This is a genomic window from Cognatishimia sp. (assembly GCF_049116455.1).
Classification (GTDB): domain Bacteria; phylum Pseudomonadota; class Alphaproteobacteria; order Rhodobacterales; family Rhodobacteraceae; genus Cognatishimia.
On record NZ_JAGDYW010000003.1, the window covers coordinates 125165 to 146317 of the forward strand.

The following is a 21153-nucleotide window of genomic DNA, read 5'->3' on the forward strand; positions in this document are numbered from 1 at the left end:
GCTCGCAGCCATGTTACGTATCAATGATATCACCTACAAAGTCGAAGGCCGCTCCCTGTTTGAGGACGCCTCTGCCACGATTCCCACAGGCCATAAAGTTGGTCTGATTGGTCGAAACGGCGCCGGTAAAACCACGCTATTCCGCCTTATCCGTGGCGAGCTGTCACTGGAAGGTGGGACAATCACCCTGCCTGACCGCGCCAAAATCGGTGGTGTATCGCAGGAAGTGCCCAGCAATGAAGTCTCGCTGATCAACACGGTTCTTGCAGCTGATACAGAACGCGCGGCTTTGCTTGCCGAAGCTGAGACCGCTACGGATCCTACTCGGATTGCCGAAGTGCAAACCCGCCTTTCTGACATTGACGCTTGGAGCGCTGAAGCCCGCGCGAGTTCGATCCTTAAGGGTCTTGGCTTTGATGATGCAGATCAGCTGCGTCCATGTTCGGACTATTCGGGCGGTTGGCGTATGCGCGTCGCACTGGCGGCTGTTCTGTTTTCAGAACCTGACTATCTGCTACTGGACGAACCGACCAACTATCTTGACCTTGAGGGCGCGCTTTGGCTGGAAAACTATCTTGTCAAATATCCCCACACCGTCTTGATCATTTCGCATGACCGCGAGCTGTTGAACCGCTCTGTGAATGCCATCCTGCATTTGGATGAGCGTCGTCTGACCTACTACACTGGCATCTACGATCAATTTGTCGAACAGCGTAATGCGCAGCGTGCTGTACAAGCTGCAGCTGCCAAGAAACAAGACGCACAACGCGCGCACCTGCAGGCCTTTGTGGACCGCTTCAAGGCCAAGGCCAGCAAAGCGAAACAGGCCCAAAGCCGCGTGAAAATGCTGGAAAAAATGACGCCTATTACCGCACCGGAAGATGCGGCGCGCGTGGTTTTCACCTTTCCACAGCCAGACGAGCTGTCTCCGCCAATCATCGCTACCGAGGGTGCATCGGTTGGCTATGACGAAAAAGTTGTTCTTAAGAATCTAGATCTGCGCATCGATCAGGATGATCGCATCGCACTTTTGGGTAAGAACGGTCAGGGTAAATCAACACTGGCTAAGCTGCTGTCTGGCCGACTTGAGAAAATGGGTGGCAAATACACCAAGTCCAGCAAGCTCAAGATCGGATTCTTTGCGCAGCATCAGGTGGATGAGCTTTATGTTGATGAAACGCCGATCCAGCACTTGATGCGAGAACGCGGCCACGAAGGCCAAGCGCGTATTCGCGCGCGTCTGGCCGGGTTTGGCCTAGGGGCTGCACAGGCCGAAACCGAAGTCGGACGCCTATCTGGTGGACAAAAAGCGCGTTTGTCGCTGTTGCTGGCCACTTTAGATGCGCCGCAGCTTCTGATCCTCGACGAGCCGACCAACCACCTCGACATCGAAAGCCGCGAGGCTTTGGTTGAGGCACTGACCGCCTATAAAGGCGCCGTGATTCTAGTGAGCCACGACATGCACCTTCTATCGTTGGTGGCAGATCGACTGTGGCTGGTCAAAGACGGCACGGTTACCCCTTACGAAGAAGACCTTGCCGCCTATCGGAACCTGCTTTTGACACCGGATAAACCAGCGAAGAAAAAACAGGATAAACCGGCGGTTAAAAAACCATCCCGCGACGCCATTCTTGCTTTGCGCTCTGAGGTGCGCAAATGTGAAGCACGGATCGAGAAGCTGAATGAGATGAGCGAGAAACTCTCCAAAAAGCTTGCCGATCAATCGCTGTATGAAGATGGCCGTTTGAACGAAATGGAAGTCTGGCAAAAGAAATATGGTGAAGTCAGGGACGCGCAGGATCGGGCTGAAGAGCTGTGGATGTCGGCCTTGGAAAAACTTGAAAAAGCAGAAGCTTAAACGAGGGGTTTATGGATACTGCATTTTTAATCACGTCGTTCGCGACGCTTTTTGTCATTATCGACCCAATCGGTCTGCTGCCGATTTTCATCGCCCTGACGCCGGGCATGCCGGCCGCACAAAGACGTTCGGTTGCTATCCGTGCCTGCGCGGTTGGTTTTGGAGTTTTGGCGCTCTTTGCCTTCTTTGGCGAGGCGGTTCTGGGATTCATCGGCATCTCAATGCCAGCCTTTCGCATCGCCGGTGGTGCGCTGTTGTTTCTGACCGCGCTGGACATGCTGTTTGAACGCCGCACCAAGCGCCGCGAGGATCAGGCACATGAGAGCGAAGAATATGACAGCTCAAATGATCCTTCGGTCTTCCCCATGGGAATTCCGTTGATTGCGGGCCCAGGTTCTATTGCAACGGTTATTCTGCTAAGTGGCCAGACCCCGGGCATTCAAGGCACATTCTTGGTGCTGGGCGTGGCTTTGGCGGTGATTATCTCGGCGATCTTGCTGTTTCTGGCTGGTGGTATTTTGGAACGCGCCTTGGGGAAAGTCGGCATTAACGTGGTCACGCGCCTACTTGGCATGTTGCTCGCAGCGCTGTCGATCCAGTTTATCCTTGATGGCCTTAAGGCCTTTGGCTTTGCCTCGTAATTTCACCTGTGCGAGCTATATCAAAAGCTGAAGGTTAAGCAGGAGACCAAATGGACGACCTCTCAATCGGGCATCTCATCTATCTATTAGTCCTGACGGCTATGGTGGTGTTTTGGTTCTTTTCTGATGCCAAACAGTCGCTTGGCAAAAGCCTGCAACACGCTGTGGCTTGGGGTTTGATCATCCTCGGAACGATTGGTGTCATCTCGATCTGGGATAACATAGAGAGTGCTTTATTTGGGGAGCCCCAGCAAATTGTCTTCACTGATCGTACTGCAATTGAAATCACGCAGCAAATTGATGGCCATTATTATCTGAAGGCTTCGTTGAATGGGGCGCCGGTTGATTTTGTGGTCGATACGGGTGCTACAAGCATCGTTCTTAGTCAGGAAGATGCCAAACGGGTTGGCTTTGATCCTGACGACCTGAAATTTACCGGTCGTGCGCGCACCGCAAATGGCGTCGTGGCTACAGCGTCAGTGATTGTTGATGACTTTGCGGTTGGCCCGTTCCGTGATCAGAACGTCTTGGCCGAGGTCAATCAAGGCTCTTTGGATATCTCTTTACTCGGGATGAGCTATCTGTCCAACTATGGTCAAATCACCATTTCTGGAGGTAAAATGACCCTGACCAGATAGATCGGGCGATGGTTGAGAAAAGACGATTAGTCAGCTGTCTTTTCAGCCTTTTTCTCCCAACGCCCACTCTCTTCGGACCAATATTGCGCAGAACACCCTGCATCCGTAAGCGCTTTCCATTGGACCCGTGCATGGGCCACGGCATCCTCATTAAACCCGTCAAAAAGTATACAGGTTCTGTCGGAGGCTTTCACTTCATCTGCATCTATCTCTGCACCATCCACACTCATCACGCAGCTCGCCTGATTTGGAATGTCTTTCGCTATGGTCAGCAAAATTGGTTGCAACGCATCATGTTCTCCGTCGGCTTGGCCGTGGGGCAGAAAATCAATGTCCCGCCCCTGCCAAAGTTTTTGATCGAGCCAATCCAAACGCGCCGCATCCGTTCCGCGCACCACAATCCGCCAGCCCGCACCGCGTGCTTTTCCCAAAAGCATCGGTAGCGCTTGTTCTAGAGGGCTTTGAGTGAGGTGGTAGAAAAATGCTGCGCCCATAGATTATTCCTCGGTGACCTCAAATTGATCCGCCACAAGACGATTTAGTGCTAGAACGCCCCAGCCTGACGCGCCTTTTGGTGCATATTTGGTATCGGTTTTGGTGCTTGCCACGCCGGCAATATCAATGTGAATCCAAGGCGTGCCATCTTGCACAAAACGGTGCAGGAATTCAGCCGCAGTGATCGAACCCGCCGCACGGCCGCCGACGTTTTTCACATCCGCTATGCGTGATTTCAACTGATCCGCATAGGCCTTGCCGATTGGCATCTGCCATGCGCCCTCGCCTTCGGCCTCAGCGGCTTTCAGGAAGGATTTCGCAAATCCGTCATCATTCGAGAAGACACCTGCATTTTCATGACCCAAGCCAATGATAATCGCGCCGGTCAATGTGGCCAGATCGATCATCGCTGCAGGTTGGAAAGTTTCTTGCGCGTAATGCATCACATCACACAGCACCAAACGGCCTTCGGCGTCAGTATTGATGACTTCGATTGTGTCACCCTTCATCGATGTCACAACGTCGCCTGGACGGGTCGCATTGCCTGATGGCATGTTTTCAACCAAACCAACCAGACCAATGACGTTGGCCTTGGCTTTCCGCAGCGCCAGAGCCCGCATGGTGCCAGCGACAACACCTGCGCCACCCATGTCCATGGTCATGTCTTCCATGCCTGCTGCGGGTTTTAAAGAAATACCACCAGTGTCAAATACCACACCTTTGCCGACCAATGCCAAAGGAGCTTCACCTGCGTTGCCGCCCAGCCATTTCATCACAACAACCTTAGACGGGCTATCGCTGCCCTGACCAACGGACAGCAATGCCCCCATGCCCAATTCAGCAAGCTTGTCTTCTTCAAGCACTTCGACCTCAAGGCCGATATCTGCCATGGCAACCAAACGATCAGCAAAGCTCTCGGTTGTCAGCACGTTGGCCGGTTCATTCACCAAATCGCGCGTGAAAAACGCGCCTTCCGCCATGGCCAGATAGGGCTCCGATTTTTCTCGGATCAGATCAGGCTTGGTAGCCATCACGGTGATCGCCCGCGCGTCTTCATCAGGTGTTGCAGTCTTATGCGCATCAAACCCGTAGTCGCGCAGCGCGAGCCCAAGAATAACCTGATCAGCTTTGCTGTGATTGCCAAGGCAAGCCAAGATATTTGCGGCTCCACGGGTCTTCGCTAGAGCAACGCCAGCGGCACGTGCTTCGTCCTGAGTCGCTCGTTTTTCAAGGCAGATCACATCCACGGCTTCTGCCGCCATTCCCACCGGATAAGCAAGAACGCGCGCATCACCGGCTTTCAAACCGTCTTCGATCATCCGCGCAATCGCACCTTTTGTCAGCCGGTTCACACGACGCGCGGCATTGTCCATACGCCCATCAGACGTCACCAGAACTGCGACACGGCCCGCAAATGTTGAGATTTCGTCGATATTGACGTCTTGGAATGTGAATGTGACTGGCTTAACCAAAATGATGCTCCTTAACCTTTGACGCTACACCTAACCAATCGCTGAAATGATAGCCAGATAGCAGTTTTACCCATTTTAATTTTGCACTAAAGTCATCCGAAACGAACGACATGCCTTGGGGGGCAAAGAGTGAGCAGATTTGACCGCTATTTGCTGTCACAGCTGATGATGCTGTTTGGCTTCTTTGCCCTGGTCTTGGTGTCGGTGTATTGGGTCAATCGGGCCGTTTTGCTGTTTGATCGCCTAATTGCCGATGGGCAATCCATTGCGACGTTCTTTGAGTTCACAATTCTAAGCCTGCCTGCGATCATCAAACTGATCCTACCAATCGCCTGTTTTGCGGCAGGCACCTATGCCACCCATCGTCTTTCAAGCGAAAGCGAACTTGTGGTCATGCAGGCCACGGGGTTTAGCCCCTGGCGTTTGGCGCGGCCCTTTCTAAGTTTTGGCTTGTTGATCGGCGCCATGATGGCCGCCCTATCTTTGGTTTTGGTGCCCCTAAGCTCAACCCAACTTGAGCAGCGCGAAAAAGAAATTGCCGAAACGGCCACGGCGCGATTGTTAACGGAAGGTACGTTTTTAGAACCCGCAAAAGGCATCGTCTTTTACATCCGTGACATCGATTCTGATGGTGTGCTGCGGGATGTTTTTTTGGCGGATCATTCTGATCCCGACCAATCCATGACCTATACAGCCTCTGAAGCCTATCTGATCAAGGCAGACACAGGTCCGAAACTTATTATGGTTGACGGTCTCGCACAGATTCTAACACGGCAAGATGATCGGCTGTTCACCACCAATTTTGCGGATTTCAGCTACGACATCAGCGCGCTTTTGACCCGCGGAACCAATAGCCGAAAGTCGTTGCAGCAAGCCTCGACAATGGATTTGATCACAAGCGGAGATCAGATCGCGACTTCGCTGGATGTGCCTAGAGGCTGGATCACAGCTGAATTCCATGGTCGGATCACACATATCCTAATGTGCGTTGTCGCTTCATTGGTAGGTTTCTCAACTCTATTATTGGGTGGATTTAGCCGAGTTGGGGTTTGGCAAAATATTGTCTATGCCTTCATTATCCTCATTCTGCTTGAGGGATTGAAAACCGGAATGACGGATCCCGTGCGACGTGATCCGACGGCTTGGCCTTTGATGTATCTGCCCGCTTTGATTGGGTTTACCACTGTTGCGGCAATGCTATTTGCCAAATCCCGGCGTTTCCGCAAACCACGGGTGGTGAACCCATGACGTTGTATTTCTATTTCGCGCGCAAATTTCTATTGTTCTTCGCCGCTCTGACGGCGGTGTTTGTCGCTCTTTTGCTGCTGTTTGATCTGATCGAACACCTGCGTCGTTTTGATGTGGCCGTCGTAGGCTTTCTGCAAATTTTCCAGCTGATGTTGTTGAATATGCCGAAAGAGATTTACCAGATCATGCCATTGATCATGATCCTAAGTTCGCTGACCTTGTTCTTAAGTCTTGCTCGTAGCAGCGAGTTGGTCGTCACGCGGGCCAGTGGTCGATCTGCTTTGGTGTCTTTGTTATCACCTGTCACAGTTGCCTTTCTGATTGGCCTCTTTGGTCTTTCAACGTTAAACCCAATCGTGGCAGCCACCACCAAACGGTATGACGACAAAGTCACGGAAATTCGTAGCGGCAGCGACAATATCCTCACCTTTTCGCGGGATGGTATTTGGCTCCGTCAGGGAGGCACAGAAGGACCAACGGTAATCTTTGCTGCAGGTACCAACCATGATGCAACAAACTTAAGCGATGTGGTTTTTGTATCATATGGTGAAGGCGTTGGCCCCGTTCGACGGATCGAAGCCCAACAAGCGCGGCTTAGTAATGGGCAATGGCAACTTACAAATGCAAAAATTTGGCCCTTGTCTGCGGGTCAGAATGCTGAAGCTGCTTCTCAGGAGGTCGAGACTTTTGAAATCCCGACCAGTTTGACCCCCGAGCAAATCCGAGATGGTCTTGGTAAATTACGCACGGTTTCAGTTTGGGAACTCCCGCGGTTGATTGGACAACTTGAAAGTGCTGGGTTTTCATCACGTCGTCATACGATGTGGCTGCATATGGAACTTGCACAGCCGATCTTTCTGGTGGCCATGGTTTTGATCTCTGCAGCTTTCACGATGCGCCACACGCGTATGGGCCGCACTGGTTTGGCAGCCTTACTGGCGACGATGTCAGGCTTTGGTTTTTATTACATTCGAAATTTCGCTCAAATTCTGGGGGAAAACGGTCAAATCCCCATTGAACTCGCCGCCTGGACACCGCCGATTGCCAGTGTCTTGCTTGCGCTTGGGCTTTTGTTACATATGGAAGACGGATGACGCGTTTTAGATCAACTTCTTACGGGCTCGCCGTCGCACTTTGCCTTGGCTTGAGCAGTACCGCTTCAGTGGCTCAAGATATCCGAGCTGAGACTGTCGTACTTGTTGCGAATTCGGTTTTCCTGTCGGGTAATTCCATGCTGACTGCGGTCGGCAATGTCGAAGCCCTTTATGGCAACACCACATTGACCGCATCTAAGATCATCTACGACGGAAACAGTGACCAAATCACAATCGAAGGCCCTATCACAATTTCGGATGGTGAAGGTGTTGAGATTTTTGCCAACTTCGCAGAACTGGATGCTGATCTTCAAAATGGGTTGATCAAAAGTGCTCGCTTGGTTCTGGATCAACAGGTTGAAATTAAGGCAGCCCAGCTCAGGCGTGAAAACGGACGGCGTTCTGTTTTGGATGATGTGCGCGCGACCTCATGCAAAACCTGCGAAGATGGCCAGGCTCCGCTATGGCAAATTCGCGCCAGCCGCGTCACACATGACCAAGACGATCAGCAACTTTATTTTGATAATGCACAGTTGCGGGTCATGGATATTCCGGTTTTCTATCTGCCGCGCCTCCGGTTGCCCGATCCAACCGTGCAACGCTCAACCGGGTTCTTGATCCCAAATATCCGTGCGCGATCACAGTTGGGTACAGGGATAAAAATCCCCTACTTTATCGCACTTGGGGATCACAAAGACCTCACACTCACGCCCTACATCGCTAGCAACACACGCACGCTTGAAGCGCGCTATCGACAGGCCTTTCGCACCGGCGAATTGACCTTTGAAGGCGCGGTTTCTGATGATGACTTTAGTGGACGTGGCACAAGGGCATATGTGTTTGGTACAGGCGAGTTTGATCTGCCGCGCGACTATGAATTGACGTTTCAGGTACAGGCAGTATCTGACGAAAGCTATCTGGCCGACTACGCCTATTCCAGCCTTGACCGTCTTAGCAGTTCAGTCACCCTGTCCCGAGTCAACCGGAATGAAAACACCCAACTGTCATTGACGAATTTTGAAACCTTGCGTGCGGGTGAAGACAACGAGACGATCCCGAAATGGGCCCTGTCTGCACGCAAGCAAATGCGGTTTAGCCCGCGGTATTTCGGCGGCGAAGCGCTTTGGGAACTTGAGGCTTACAGTCTATTTCGCCAGTCAAAGGTCAACACAGACGCCAATGGAGACGGCATGGTGGATGGCCGAGATATCAGCCGTGTAAACGCCGCGCTTGAATGGCGACGCAATTGGTTCCTTAGTGGATTAGAAATCGGTGCACAGACGGCATTGAATTTTGATGCTGTCCAAACCCGTCAAGACAGCACAATCGCGCAAACAAGCTATGCAGAGCTAACACCATCAGCAGCACTTTCATTCCGATATCCGCTAATCAAACGTGGATCAAACGGTGTCACCACCCTATTAGAACCAATTGCGCAAATTGGCTGGAGCGGCGGAACGTTGCGCGCTGGCACGCAAGACCAAATCGCCAATGAGGAAAGCACACGCCCAGAATTTGACGAAGGCAACTTGCTGGCATTGTCTCGCTTTGCCTCTGATGACCGGCGTGAACGCGGTTTTGCGTCAGCCTGGGGGGTAAACTGGTCTCGTTTAGCGGATGATTGGTCCGCACATCTCACCCTTGGTCAGGTCGTACGCGAAGAGACCCATCCTGACTTCACGACCAGTTCAGGACTCAGCAATCTTGGCTCTGATTTCCTGGTGGCCGCAAAATTCAAAAACGCTTCGGGGCTGGAATTTCAGGCACGCTCTTTGATTGATGGCATTGACGGTTTGAACAAAGCTGAGGTGCGCGGCGGCTGGAACAATGAAAAACTGGGATTGGACGCGACTTATATTTGGCTTGATGCTGACCCCGCTGAAGATCGGCTAAATGACTTGTCTGAATGGAATTTGGACGGTTCCTATCGCATGCACAGACATTGGACCGGCTTGGCCAACTGGCGCTATGATGTCGCGGCACGGACAACAGCCGAAGCTGGGTTCGGTTTAGAGTACCAAAACGAATGTCTGAAGGCGAAATTCGAAGTTTCACGTCGATTTACGTCATCAACTTCGATACAACCGGCCACGGACTACAGCTTTACGGTTGAAATTCTGGGCTTTTCGACCAAAACAATTGATAAAAGCTATGCACGGACGTGCGCACATACGGCAGGATGAGGCAAAGATGAACTTGAAAGCTTTGATTTTCGGCGCTGTGGCGATGGGAACAGTGGTACTACAGGCCCCTGTGGCCTCTGCGCAGTCTCTTTTCGGGCCAGCTGCGACCATCGATGAAATGGTTGTCACAAATTACGAAGTGGCACAGCGCGCGCAACTCTACAAAGTCATCCGCCGATTGGGTAATCTGGAACGGATCGCACTTGAGGATCTGGTTGAAGACCGGTTGAAAATGCAGGCTGCAAACGCACTGGGCATTTCCGTGGATGCGGCTCAGCTCCAGGCTGGTATGGCGGAATTCGCAAATCGCGCCAACTTGAAAACGCCTGAATTCATCAAAGCCATTAGAAGTGAAGGCGTTGAAGAACACACTTTCCGCGATTTTGTACGTGCAGGCCTTTTGTGGCGCGGTGTTGTACGTGCTCGCTTCCAAGGGCGTGTACAAATTTCTGAAGCGGAAATAGATGCAGCCCTTGGCGGTTCCGGCCAAGCCGGTCTGCGTGTTTTGCTGTCTGAAGTGATCATCCCTTTGACACCACAAACCGAAGATCAGGTGCGTGAAGTTGCCAACCAAATCAGCGAACTCAAATCCTCCAAGGACTTCGCAGATGCTGCACGTCGTTTTTCTGCCGCAGGTTCTCGTGAAAAAGATGGGCGTTTGGAATGGCTGCCTTTGACGCAATTGCCAGCTCCTTTGCAGCCTGTGATTTTGGAATTGAAACCAGGTGAAGTGACAGCACCAATCGAACTTGGCGAAGCCATCGCCATTTTCAAAATGCGCGGTATTGAAGAATTACCTGTGAAACGCTCTGCCATTGCGGCTATCGAATATGGTGTTTTGAATATCCCTGGTGGACGCAGCCCAGAAGCCCTAGCGCGTGCGCAGGACATCCGTGGCAACATCGACACCTGCGATGATCTATATGGCGTGAACTTTGGTGGCCCTGACGAAGCCCTGACCATCGAAGCGCGCAGCCCAAGTGAAATTCCGCAATCCATTGCACTAGAACTTGCAAAACTGGACCGTCACGAAGTTTCAACTGCGTTGACATCGCAAGATGGCAGCAACCTACTGTTCATCATGATGTGCGGACGCACAGCAGCTGTGAATGAAGAAGCCAGCCGCGAAGATGTTCTGAATGCTCTGCGCAACCGCCGTCTGAATTCCTATGCTGACGGCTATCTCGAACAGCTGCGTGCTGATGCACAAATTGAGATAAAATGACACGTGCGCCAATCGCGTTAACTTGCGGCGAACCCGCAGGTGTTGGGCCAGAGTTGGCTGAGAAGTCTTGGGGAGCTCTGAAAGACGAGCTCGCATTCTTTGTGATTGCAGATCCGGCGCATTTGCCTGGTGATGTCCCTCATAAGGTCATTCAGTCGCCCAATGAGGTCGAGGACGTTATTGCAACGGCTTTGCCGGTTCTTTCGCATTCCTTTCCAAACAATCGCAACCCAGGCAAAGCCACCCCGGCAAATGCGCAAGGTGTGATCGACGTCATTGCAAAAGCTGTTGATTTGGCATTATCCGGCGAGGCAAGTGCGGTTTGTACATCCCCGATACACAAAAAAGCTCTGAAAGACGGAACAGATTTCCCATGGCCCGGTCACACGGAATACCTCGCCCATTTGGCAGGTGTGGATCAGGTCGTCATGATGCTGGCCAGCCCAGAGCTATCGGTGGTGCCAACCACAATCCATATCGCACTTGAAGACGTTCCTGCGGCTCTTACACCTGATTTACTTCAGCGCACGATTGAAATCACCGTTGCGGATTTACGGAAGTATTTCGGCATTTCGCAGCCACGGCTGGCCATCGCGGGTCTTAATCCGCATGCAGGCGAAGGTGGGACAATGGGCCACGAAGAACAGCTGATTATCACGCCGGTTCTGGAAAAATTGCGCGCCACTGGCCTTGATCTACGTGGGCCCCTGTCTGCGGATACAATGTTTCACGCCCATGCGCGACAGGGGTATGATGCTGCGATCTGCATGTATCACGACCAAGCACTTATTCCGATCAAGACGCTCGACTTTGATCGCGGAGTGAATGTGACACTGGGGCTGCCATTCATCCGAACCTCGCCAGATCACGGCACCGCTTTTGACATCGCAGGTCAAGGCATTGCCAATCCAACCAGCACCATCGAGGCGCTGCGACTGGCTGCAAAAATGGCGGATGCGCGCGAGAAAGCAGTTGTAGACTAACCCCTTTCGGCCCAAAAGACCCTATGGCAGCAATTGATACACTCCCACCTCTGCGTGAGGTCATCGACACCCATGGGCTTTTGGCAAAGAAATCCTTGGGGCAGAACTTTCTGTTAGACCTGAACCTGACTGCAAAAATTGCGCGTCAGGCCGGCGATCTCAGCGCCTGTGATGTTCTCGAAGTTGGCCCTGGCCCCGGTGGTCTAACGCGCGGTCTTTTGGCCGAAGGGGCGCGGCGCGTTCTGGCCATTGAAAAAGACGAACGCTGCATGCCAGCGCTTGCCGAAATCTCAGAGGCCTATCCTGGGCAACTTGAGGTGATCAATGGCGACGCTTTGGAAGTGAACCCTCTGGGTCACCTCAGCAAGCCAATCCGTGTGGCCGCCAACCTGCCCTATAACGTGGGCACTGAATTGCTGGTGCGTTGGCTGACACCCAAAGAATGGCCACCCTTCTGGGAAAGCCTGACCTTGATGTTTCAACGTGAAGTCGCGGAACGCATTGTCGCGAAACCTGGCAGCAAGGCGTATGGGCGTTTGGCGATCCTGTCACAATGGCGCGCGGATGCGCGGATTGTACTACACCTGCCGCCAGAGGCCTTTTCACCGCCGCCCAAAGTGCATAGCGCCGTTGTGCACCTTGATGCCCTGACAGAGCCACGTTTTGAAGCAGACGCAGGCACTCTGTCGCGGGTCGTGGCCACAGCCTTTAATCAACGACGCAAAATGCTGCGGTCATCTTTAAAATCGGTGAGCCCCGATATCGAAGATCGCTTGGTAGCGGCAGGGATCAAACCCACCGACCGCGCCGAAGTGGTCTCGCTTGAGGCCTTCTGTGCTCTCGCCCGTGAAGTGGCCAAAGGATAAGAAAAACCCGGGTCAGCGCCCGGGTTTATTGTTTATTCAGCAGCTTTTGTTTCTTCAGGGCCTGATCCAGCTTCAGCAGCCGGGGCACCGGCATCATCTGACGCCTCTGCCTTTGGCTTGCGCGGGCGGCGCTGTTTCGGAGCAGGCTTATCTTCGCCATTTCCAGACGCTTCCGCATCCTGCTTACGTGGACGGCGTTGACGCTTTGGCTTTTCGGCGGCTTCTGGCGTTTCAACCAGACCGCTGTCGTTGTCACTGCCAATCACATCCAAACCAGCGTCGGAAGGCTGTTCGTCTGTGGCCACATCTGCAGCCGGGGCTGCTGTGTTGCTTTCGCGTTCTTGACGTTCTGCACGTGCAGCCCGTTCCCGATCGCGTTCCGCTTGGCGTTCACGGTTCTGGCGCTCTTGCTCTTCGCGTTTGGCATCCATTTCACGCTGTGCTTCGCTTAGCAAACGCATGTAGTGTTCTGCGTGCTGTTGGAAGTTTTCCGTCGCAACACGGTCGTTGCTCAATTGAGCGTCGCGCGCCAACTGATTGTATTTGTCTATAATTTGCTGCGGCGTACCGCGCACCTTTCCCTCCGGGCCATTGCTGTCAAAAACGCGATTGACGATATTGCCGGATGGACGGTTGTTGTTGCGGTTATTTTTATTCCGCGAACGGGATTTCTGAGATCTCATAGTAAGAAGTCCAGCCCTAAAATTCACTGCTGTTGGGGACGCGACACGTGCCTTATGCACATAAACCAAAATCACCCTATTGTCGGCTTGGTGTTCAACGGGACCGCCTAGGGGCATCCACCGTATGAACATCTATTGAGTACCCTTCCCCACAGGTCCTTACAAGGGGTAGTAGCTGTTTTTTGTGAAAAATCTGTAAGTAAGATGCCGTTTTCCGCCTATTGCGTGTCTTTTCGACCAGAAACCACGCGATCACGCCCATCCATGTCCGGAATGATCTGAACCTGCGTGAGGCCAGCGTCGCTGAAAATCTGAGCCACATCAGGTCCTTGTTTCCAACCGACCTCTACCAAAATGCGCCCTTTGGGTGCCAGATGCGTCTGCGTTCCGGTCGCCAGGATACGATATGGCGATAACCCATCGCCGCCCGGCGTCAGGGCCAAATGCGGATCGTGCAAGGCAACATCAGGATCAAGCAATGCCATTTCATCGTCGGTAATATAAGGTGGGTTTGACACGATCAGATCGAAACTGCCGTCAATCTGTTCAAACCAACTTGATTGCACCAACTCTAGACGACTCCGCACCCCGTGCGTTGTCGCATTTCGCGTCGTAACGGCCAAACACGGTTGCGAGACGTCACTGCAAATTCCTGACGCCATCTGCCACTCAGCCAAAAGCGTGACACCGATTATGCCGCTACCACAACCAAGGTCGATCAAGGACTTTGGCGGAGCCCCCTTCAGGGCGGCATCAATTAAAGTTTCTGTTTCTGGCCGAGGATCCAGAACGTCGGGAGTGACTTCAAAATCTCGGCCCCAGAAATTCCGTCGCCCTAGAATCCGAGACACCGGTTCGCGCGCGGATCGCCGCGCTAAAAAGCCGTGGAATTGTTTAATTTGATCTGGACTGACGTCCCAATCAGGTTCCAACGTCAATCGCCCGACGGACATCGACAGCACTTCGGCCAGCAAAAGTCGCGCATCACGTTCTGGCCCCGGAACTCCCGCCTCGCGAAGCGCACGAGTGCCCTCCAACAAAGCATCGCGCAGGATCATGACTGCATCTCGGCTAGCATTGCGGCCTGATCATCCGCTGTCAGCGCATCAACGATTTCATCCAAGTCGCCGCCCATAATCTGATCCAGCTTATAAAGCGTCAGGTTGATGCGGTGATCTGTCATGCGACCTTGCGGAAAATTATACGTCCGAATGCGCTCGGAACGATCGCCGGAACCAACTTGCGATTTACGATCTGCCGAGCGTTCATTATCGATCCGCTGACGCTCTGCATCATAAAGCCTTGTCTTAAGCACCTGCATAGCGATTTCACGGTTACGGTGTTGGGATTTCTCAGAGGACGTCACCACAATGCCCGATGGCAAGTGGGTGATCCGCACCGCAGAGTCGGTGGTGTTCACGTGCTGGCCACCTGCCCCAGAACTGCGCATGGTATCGATGCGAATGTCACCGGGGTTGATTTCGATATCTACATCGTCGGCTTCGGGCAGCACGGCGACCGTGGCTGCAGAGGTATGAATACGCCCGCCACTTTCAGTGGTCGGCACACGTTGCACACGATGCACGCCGCTTTCATATTTCAGCCGTGCAAATACGTTTTCGCCTTTGATATGGCCAACAACTTCTTTGATTCCGCCGAGTTCTGTGGCGCTTTCCTCAATGATTTCAAAGGTCCAACCGCGCGCTTCACTGTAGCGTTGATACATGCGCAGCAAATCACCGGCAAACAAAGCCGCCTCATCGCCCCCCGTCCCCGGACGGATTTCAATCATAGCAGGCCGTGCATCTGCTGCGTCTTTGGGCAAAAGCGCAATCTGCAATTCTTGTTCGGCCTCAGGCAAGCGCGCCTTGAGCGCTGGCAGTTCTTCTTCGGCCAGCTCGCGCATGTCGGGATCGTCCATCATCAGCTCGGCTTCTTCCAAATCAGCCAAAAGCTGCTTGTAAGCCGTGATCTGCTCTACAACGGGTTTTAATTCAGAATATTCTTTGGCCAGCGTTGCGATATCCGCACCCGCTGTCCCGTCTGCCATCTGCGCTTCGAGAAACTCGAACCGTTGGGCAATCTGCTCTAAACGCTCAAAAGGAACCATGGCGCTACCTTCCTGATCCACACGGTTTGGTCAAGAGCCCATCCTGTGATAGATTTGGCTTATGCGACGACTTTTGACCATTTTCATAGGTTTAGGGCTGGCGGGACCAACGCTGGCGGATGTCATCTCGCCCAAAGGCAAGGTGATTGATTGTTATTGTACGGACCGCACCGGCAGCCGGATTGAACTAGGAGAATACACCTGCATCAACGTGGATGGCCGGATGTTTACCGCCCAATGCCAGATGTCATTGAATGTTCCCATGTGGCGCGAGATATCACCGGGCTGTTTGAGTTCGGAAAACCAAAAATTACCTATGTCCGTGAGTCCTGAGATCAACGCTGGCTAGTTAAAATAAAAGCAATCAAACACCTATAAGGCGTAGTGCCGTTATCTATCTACACCGTAAATTGGATATTCGTGATTAAATCTCTTCACTCAGTTCCGTTGCTTTGAAATCGCATGTGAACACTTCAAACGTAAATAAAATTAACATAAACTTGCGAGCATCAATTTTTCAGGAGTTCACTCATGTACAAGTTTATTCAAACTGCAGCATTCAGCGCTCTTTTGCTATTTGGTCTTGCGTCTCAGTCTGCGGCACAATCCGCAGCTGGATCTTGGCAAGGCTTCAGGGTTGGTCTGACCGGAAACTCCGAAATGTCAGGAGAAGCCCGCGCCTATAATGGCGGACTACTAACTAACCAAGCCGATACAATGGGCGATCAAGGAGCTGGCGCGTTTATCGGCTATGACACTCAGCGCGGAAATATGGTTTATGGGGTTGAGCTTCAGGCCCTCAAACGTGACAACGCGATTGTCGGCTTCCCAAATTCGGTCTTCGAAAACATTCGTTCTGTCCGTGGCCGGGTCGGTTACGCCAACAACAATGTACTTCTGCTTGGAAGTCTTGGTTTTGCATCTTCAAATTTCAACGACACCGGAACGAACTTCTCACAAGACGGTATTGTTGTAGGGATTGGCGCTGAAGTCATGATGACTCCAAGAACCTTCGTAGGCCTCGGTATCGATCACTATAAACTATCAGGCTCCAACGGTGCGGCAAAGATCGAAGGCGACCATACCCTGTTTCAAATACGCGCTGGGATGAAATTCTAACCTTAAAAAATCTGCGGCCACGCTGCGATTTCTCAGCTTTATAGCTGGCTTAGGTCCCGCAACGACTACGTTGCGGGATTTTTTCATTCCAGCGTAATGTATAAAAACGCTCTTTTCCGCCTCTACTTATGGCAATGAATTCCAATTCAATGTTGCTTTCGTAAAGAATCCCCTGTGTTACCATAAATTAATTTGGCAGTTTACGAACGCCTGAACATAAAATTGGTGCGCATCGCCTTTATTCGCGCTAATGCAGCGTAATCAAATGATTAAACAAGACGTCTAAGGCAAATCATGACAAGTAAACTAAGCGCATCAGCAAAGGCAGCAGTCTGTATTGTGGCTCTCACAGGTCCCGCTTCTGCAGGCGCATTGGGCGATCCAATTGTCGAAGCACCAGTGGCGTCGATTGTGGAACAAGGCGACTGGCAGGGTTTCCGGTTTGGCCTGACCTACGGCACCGAAATTGGCAGCAATACATATGCCACCTCAGAAGGCTTTCCTTTTATTGACGCAAGTAACGTTGGATCCGATGATTTTGGAGGATTTCTGGGGTATGACCTTCAGCGCGGCAATATGGTTTATGGCTTAGAGCTTCAGTCCCAGTCGCGTAGCAACGCGGTTCAGGGGTTTGCAACGCGCATCCACAAAGACCTGCATTCTGCACGCGCCCGGATTGGATATGCCAAAGGCAAAACACTGTTTTATGGCTCCATCGGTCTTGCGCAAAGCACGTTTGATGATGCGGGCACCACGATCGATATGAACGGACACGTTGTCGGCCTTGGGCTTGAGCACAAGTTTGGAAAAAACACCTTTGTCGGTTTTGCGGTGGATCAATACACCCTTGAAGGCGAACGGCTTGCCAATGTGGTGACGGCCAAACATACGGTGGTTCAAATTCGCATCGGTGTGAAATTCTAAACATTAATGTGGGCGCTGACAAAGCGCCCACTTTCATTCCAAAGGGGCTTTGATAAGAATAGACACAAGTCACAACGGGACAAAACACGTGTCACATTCCGATCTCTCTGATCTCATTCACAATCCAAAAGGCGGCATGCCGCGTCTGCTGGAAATCATGCGGCGCTTGCGGGATCCGGAATCCGGTTGCCCTTGGGACATCGAGCAAGATTTCAGCACCATCGCCCCCTACACCATCGAAGAAGCCTATGAGGTTGCCGACGCAATCGAGCGCGAAGAATGGGACGAGTTAAAAGGCGAGCTTGGAGATTTGCTGTTCCAATCTGTTTTTCATGCGCAGATGGCGACGGAAAAGGGTCTATTTGATTTCAATGATGTCGCGGACACGATGTCAGACAAAATGGTGGCACGGCATCCGCATGTATTCAGCGATGAAAGCCGAGATAAATCCGCTGAACAGCAAACCAAAGACTGGGAAACAATCAAAGCGGCCGAACGCGCGGGCAAAGCTCAGCAAGGTACTTTGGATGGGGTCGCCGTAGGCCTACCTGCCCTGTTGCGTGCTGTGAAACTACAGAAACGCGCAGCCCGTGTTGGGTTTGATTGGCCCGATGTCTCACATGTTCTGGCCAAGATTGTCGAAGAAAGTCATGAGCTTATCGAGGCACGTGATGAATTGACACAAACCGAAGTCGAAGAAGAATTTGGCGACTTGCTATTTGTGATGGCCAACCTAGCGCGTCACATGGATGTAGAACCCGAAGCCGCTCTGCGCGCAACCAATGCGAAATTCACAAGGCGTTTTGAAAAAGTTGAGGCCAAGCTCGCCCAACGCGGAAAACGGCCAGAACAATCAAACCTCGCTGAAATGGACGCGCTTTGGGATGAAGTGAAAGTCGAAGAGAAAGCGGCAAAAAATCGCAAATAATATTCCCGACAACAATATTCAGGTATTGACCCGACCAAAAAACTCGGATTAAAGCGCAGCCATCGTAATCAACAACGAATGGTCTAAAAATGTCCGTGAATATCAAATCAACACTCTTCGCAGCTGTCGCCACGATGATCGCCCTTCCCGTCGCTGCTGAGGAGGTGAACGTATATTCCTACCGTCAGCCTGAACTGATCAAACCCTTGACCGATGCATTCACCGCTGAAACCGGCATCAAAGTGAATGTCGCCTATCTGGCAAAAGGCATGATTGAACGCCTGCAAGCCGAAGGTGATCGTTCCCCGGCGGACGTGATCCTAACTGTTGATATTTCCCGTCTTGCAGGTGTTGTAAACGCAGGTCTGACGCAGCCAGTGGTCAGCGATGCTCTGACAGCAAACGTACCAGCGGATTACCGTGATCCTGAAAATCACTGGTTTGGCCTGACCACCCGCGCACGCATTGTTTATGCTTCTAAAGATCGCGTCGCTGACGGCGAAGTGACAACATACGAAGATCTGGCAGACCCAAAATGGGAAGGCCGCATTTGCACCCGTTCCGGCACCAACGCCTATAACGTGGCTTTGACATCTGCCGTCCTGCACCACCACGGTGAAGAAGGAACAGAGGCTTGGCTGGAAGGTCTGAAATCCAACCTCGCACGTAAGCCACAGGGTAACGATCGCGCACAGGTCAAAGCAATCTGGGCCGGCGAATGCGACATCTCTGTCGGCAACACCTATTACATGGGCAAAATGCTGTCTGACGAAGAGCAGAAGGCCTGGGCAGAAAGCGTGCGCATCATCTTCCCTACGTTTGAAAACGGCGGCACACACGTGAACGTGTCTGGTGTAGCGATGACCAAATCTGCGCCAAACAAAGACGCAGCGCTGAAAATGATGGAATTCCTGACCTCGCCAAAAGCGCAGGAAATCTATGCAAAAGCCAACTACGAATACCCGATTGCAGCCGGCACATCCGCTGATGCATTGGTACAAGGCTGGGGCACATTTGATGCCGATGCTGTGAACCTGATGACCCTTGCGGGCAACCGCGATGCAGCCTTGAAACTAATCGAAACAGTTGATTTCGACGGATAAACCAATATCCAAACAAATCTTGTTAGGGCGCTCCAGTCATCCAGAGCGCCCTTTGCTATTTCATCTTTGCAAAAATACCCTTGGGTGAGGCCGCAGCCCGAAGGGCAAGGCCCTAATGCCCTAGACATCCCAAGCGCCAGCTCTCAATGTGTTGAAAAATACATCGAGATATTCATGACCGCGCCTCGCAAAATCATCATCGACACAGACCCCGGCCAAGACGACGCTGCTGCCATCATGCTGGCGCTTGGCAGCCCAGAAGAGATCCACGTCCTAGGCATCACCTGTGTTGCCGGAAATGTCCCGCTTTCTCTGACGCAGAAAAATGCGCGCATTGTTTGTGAATGGTCCGGCAAACCCGACACAAAGGTTTTCGCGGGCTGTAAGGCTCCGATGAAGCGCAAACTTGTCACGGCTGAACATGTTCACGGCAAAACCGGCCTTGATGGCCCTGATCCATTGCCCACACCCGCGATGTCTTTGCAAGAGCAAGACGCCGTCGATTTCATCATCGACACACTTCGCGCGGAACCTGATGGTACTGTAACTCTCTGCACACTTGGCCCACTGACCAACATAGGCACGGCCTTTAGAAAAGCGCCTGACATTATCGACCGTGTACAGGAAATCGTCATGATGGGTGGCGCTTATTTTGAGGTGGGCAACATCACACCCGCCGCCGAGTTTAACATCTATGTCGATCCAGAAGCTGCTGATATTATTTTCAAATCAGGCCGACCGATCACGGTGATGCCACTTGATGTCACCCATAAAGCGCTCACCACGAAGACTCGCGTTAAAGCCTTTCGTGACCTAAAGACTGACGCTGGCATCGCCCTGGCTGACATGCTTGATTTCTTTGAGCGGTTTGACGTCGAAAAATACGGTTCTGAAGGTGGCCCATTGCATGATCCCTGCGTGATCGCTTACCTGCTTAGACCTGACTTATTCAAAGGCCGTCACGTGAACGTTCAAATAGAAACCACATCCCAGCTAACGCTGGGCATGACTGTTGCTGACTATTGGGGCGTGACAGATTTCGCGCCCAACGCAATGTTCATGCAGGATGTGGACGCAGACGGTTTCTTTGCCCTCCTCACAGAAAGAGTTGCCCGCCTATGAGTGCTGCAATCCACCTTGCCAAGCAACAAGACCTTGAAAAACTGATGCCCCTCGTCATGGGGTTTCATGCCGAAATGGACCTGGGAACCGAGGAAACCACATTGGAACGCGCCTTAATCCCCTTGCTGGAAGGCTCACCCTATGGGGCGATATATCTGATGGGGCCTGCGCGCGCGCCCATGGGCTATGTGGTGCTAACCTTCAGCTGGTCCCTCGAATTGGGCGGCATGGATGGTTTTATTGATGAAATCTACCTGCGCCCAGCCGTGCGTGGACGTGGTATCGCGCTTGAAACCTTGCACAGCCTGCGCAAGACCATGAGTGCAGCAGGCGTTATGGCGCTGCATCTTGAAGTGGATCGCGAAGACGAAACCGCTCAAAAACTCTACCGGCGCGCGCGATTTGAACTGCGCGAGCGCTATTCCCTCATGACTTTAATGCTCTGAGGTTTATATAGGCTT

Annotated in this window: 21 protein-coding genes; 16 read left to right on the plus strand and 5 right to left on the minus strand. The window is 52.3% G+C overall.

All coding sequences use genetic code 11. The annotated features are described in order from the left end of the window. The first annotated feature begins 10 nt into the window (after positions 1–10). From JXQ85_RS05430 to JXQ85_RS05440, 3 genes are read left to right on the plus strand one after another with little or no spacing between them, the layout of a single operon-like run. The gene (locus JXQ85_RS05430; protein WP_421747865.1) at positions 11–1858 is read left to right on the plus strand and encodes an ABC-F family ATP-binding cassette domain-containing protein; all 1848 of its coding nucleotides are present in this window, start codon (positions 11–13) and stop codon (positions 1856–1858) included. A gap of 11 nt (positions 1859–1869) precedes the next feature. After that, positions 1870–2499 carry a MarC family protein gene (locus tag JXQ85_RS05435; protein ID WP_421747866.1) on the plus strand — a complete coding sequence of 210 codons (630 nt, stop codon included), beginning with the start codon at positions 1870–1872 and terminating at the stop codon, positions 2497–2499. Positions 2500–2549: 50 nt separating this feature from the next. Then, a complete protein-coding gene (locus JXQ85_RS05440) occupies positions 2550–3137 on the plus strand; it encodes a retropepsin-like aspartic protease family protein (RefSeq protein ID WP_421747867.1) in 588 nt (195 codons plus the stop codon). A 26-nt stretch (positions 3138–3163) separates the two neighbouring features. On the opposite strand, the gene JXQ85_RS05445 is transcribed toward JXQ85_RS05440, so the two are convergent. Together JXQ85_RS05445 and JXQ85_RS05450 are read right to left on the minus strand one after the other, a co-directional pair. Further along, complete coding sequence (locus JXQ85_RS05445) at positions 3164–3631, minus strand: DNA polymerase III subunit chi (protein ID WP_421747868.1); 468 nt, start codon at positions 3629–3631, stop codon at positions 3164–3166. A 3-nt stretch (positions 3632–3634) separates the two neighbouring features. Next, a complete protein-coding gene (locus tag JXQ85_RS05450) occupies positions 3635–5104 on the minus strand; it encodes a leucyl aminopeptidase (RefSeq protein ID WP_421747869.1) in 1470 nt (489 codons plus the stop codon). A 129-nt stretch (positions 5105–5233) separates the two neighbouring features. Between JXQ85_RS05450 and lptF the strand changes: the two genes are divergently transcribed. From lptF to rsmA, 6 genes are read left to right on the plus strand one after another with little or no spacing between them, the layout of a single operon-like run. After that, entirely contained in the window at positions 5234–6352 is a 1119-nt protein-coding gene (lptF, locus tag JXQ85_RS05455) for an LPS export ABC transporter permease LptF (protein WP_421747870.1), read from the plus strand. Then, on the plus strand, positions 6349–7446 hold the full coding sequence (lptG, locus tag JXQ85_RS05460; RefSeq protein WP_421747871.1) for an LPS export ABC transporter permease LptG: 1098 nt from the start codon (positions 6349–6351) through the stop codon (positions 7444–7446). Before lptF ends, lptG begins: the two co-directional genes overlap by 4 nt. Continuing rightward, positions 7443–9629, plus strand: a complete 2187-nt coding sequence (locus tag JXQ85_RS05465) for an LPS-assembly protein LptD (RefSeq protein WP_421747872.1) — start codon at positions 7443–7445, stop codon at positions 9627–9629. The genes lptG and JXQ85_RS05465 overlap by 4 nt, the downstream gene beginning before the upstream one ends. A 7-nt stretch (positions 9630–9636) precedes the next feature. Beyond that, a complete protein-coding gene (locus JXQ85_RS05470; protein WP_421747873.1) occupies positions 9637–10854 on the plus strand; it encodes a peptidylprolyl isomerase in 1218 nt (405 codons plus the stop codon). Next, entirely contained in the window at positions 10851–11837 is a 987-nt protein-coding gene (gene pdxA, locus JXQ85_RS05475) for a 4-hydroxythreonine-4-phosphate dehydrogenase PdxA (RefSeq protein WP_421747874.1), read from the plus strand. Before JXQ85_RS05470 ends, pdxA begins: the two co-directional genes overlap by 4 nt. Before the next feature lie 23 nt (positions 11838–11860). Further along, on the plus strand, positions 11861–12703 hold the full coding sequence (rsmA, locus tag JXQ85_RS05480; protein ID WP_421747875.1) for a 16S rRNA (adenine(1518)-N(6)/adenine(1519)-N(6))-dimethyltransferase RsmA: 843 nt from the start codon (positions 11861–11863) through the stop codon (positions 12701–12703). 32 nt (positions 12704–12735) lie between these two features. On the opposite strand, the gene JXQ85_RS05485 is transcribed toward rsmA, so the two are convergent. The 3 genes from JXQ85_RS05485 to prfA form a co-directional block, all read right to left on the minus strand. Beyond that, complete coding sequence (locus JXQ85_RS05485) at positions 12736–13386, minus strand: DUF4167 domain-containing protein (protein ID WP_421747876.1); 651 nt, start codon at positions 13384–13386, stop codon at positions 12736–12738. A 218-nt stretch (positions 13387–13604) separates the two neighbouring features. After that, positions 13605–14444, minus strand: a complete 840-nt coding sequence (gene prmC, locus JXQ85_RS05490) for a peptide chain release factor N(5)-glutamine methyltransferase (protein ID WP_421747877.1) — start codon at positions 14442–14444, stop codon at positions 13605–13607. Then, the gene (prfA, locus tag JXQ85_RS05495; RefSeq protein ID WP_421747878.1) at positions 14441–15496 is read right to left on the minus strand and encodes a peptide chain release factor 1; all 1056 of its coding nucleotides are present in this window, start codon (positions 15494–15496) and stop codon (positions 14441–14443) included. The genes prmC and prfA overlap by 4 nt, the downstream gene beginning before the upstream one ends. 61 nt (positions 15497–15557) lie before the next feature. Here prfA and JXQ85_RS05500 point away from each other — a divergent pair, with 61 nt between their 5' ends. The 7 genes from JXQ85_RS05500 (at position 15558) to JXQ85_RS05530 (ending at position 21138) form a co-directional block, all read left to right on the plus strand. Next, entirely contained in the window at positions 15558–15845 is a 288-nt protein-coding gene (locus tag JXQ85_RS05500) for a hypothetical protein (RefSeq protein WP_421747879.1), read from the plus strand. Between the two features lie 182 nt (positions 15846–16027). Further along, the gene (locus JXQ85_RS05505) at positions 16028–16615 is read left to right on the plus strand and encodes an outer membrane protein (protein WP_421747880.1); all 588 of its coding nucleotides are present in this window, start codon (positions 16028–16030) and stop codon (positions 16613–16615) included. A gap of 294 nt (positions 16616–16909) precedes the next feature. After that, entirely contained in the window at positions 16910–17539 is a 630-nt protein-coding gene (locus tag JXQ85_RS05510) for an outer membrane protein (RefSeq protein WP_421747881.1), read from the plus strand. Between the two features lie 136 nt (positions 17540–17675). Beyond that, complete coding sequence (gene mazG, locus JXQ85_RS05515) at positions 17676–18467, plus strand: nucleoside triphosphate pyrophosphohydrolase (RefSeq protein ID WP_421749033.1); 792 nt, start codon at positions 17676–17678, stop codon at positions 18465–18467. Positions 18468–18556: 89 nt separating this feature from the next. Next, entirely contained in the window at positions 18557–19570 is a 1014-nt protein-coding gene (locus tag JXQ85_RS05520; RefSeq protein ID WP_421747882.1) for a Fe(3+) ABC transporter substrate-binding protein, read from the plus strand. 174 nt (positions 19571–19744) lie between these two features. Further along, on the plus strand, positions 19745–20692 hold the full coding sequence (locus JXQ85_RS05525) for a nucleoside hydrolase (protein WP_421747883.1): 948 nt from the start codon (positions 19745–19747) through the stop codon (positions 20690–20692). Then, a complete protein-coding gene (locus JXQ85_RS05530) occupies positions 20689–21138 on the plus strand; it encodes a GNAT family N-acetyltransferase (protein ID WP_421747884.1) in 450 nt (149 codons plus the stop codon). Before JXQ85_RS05525 ends, JXQ85_RS05530 begins: the two co-directional genes overlap by 4 nt. Positions 21139–21153: the final 15 nt, after the last annotated feature.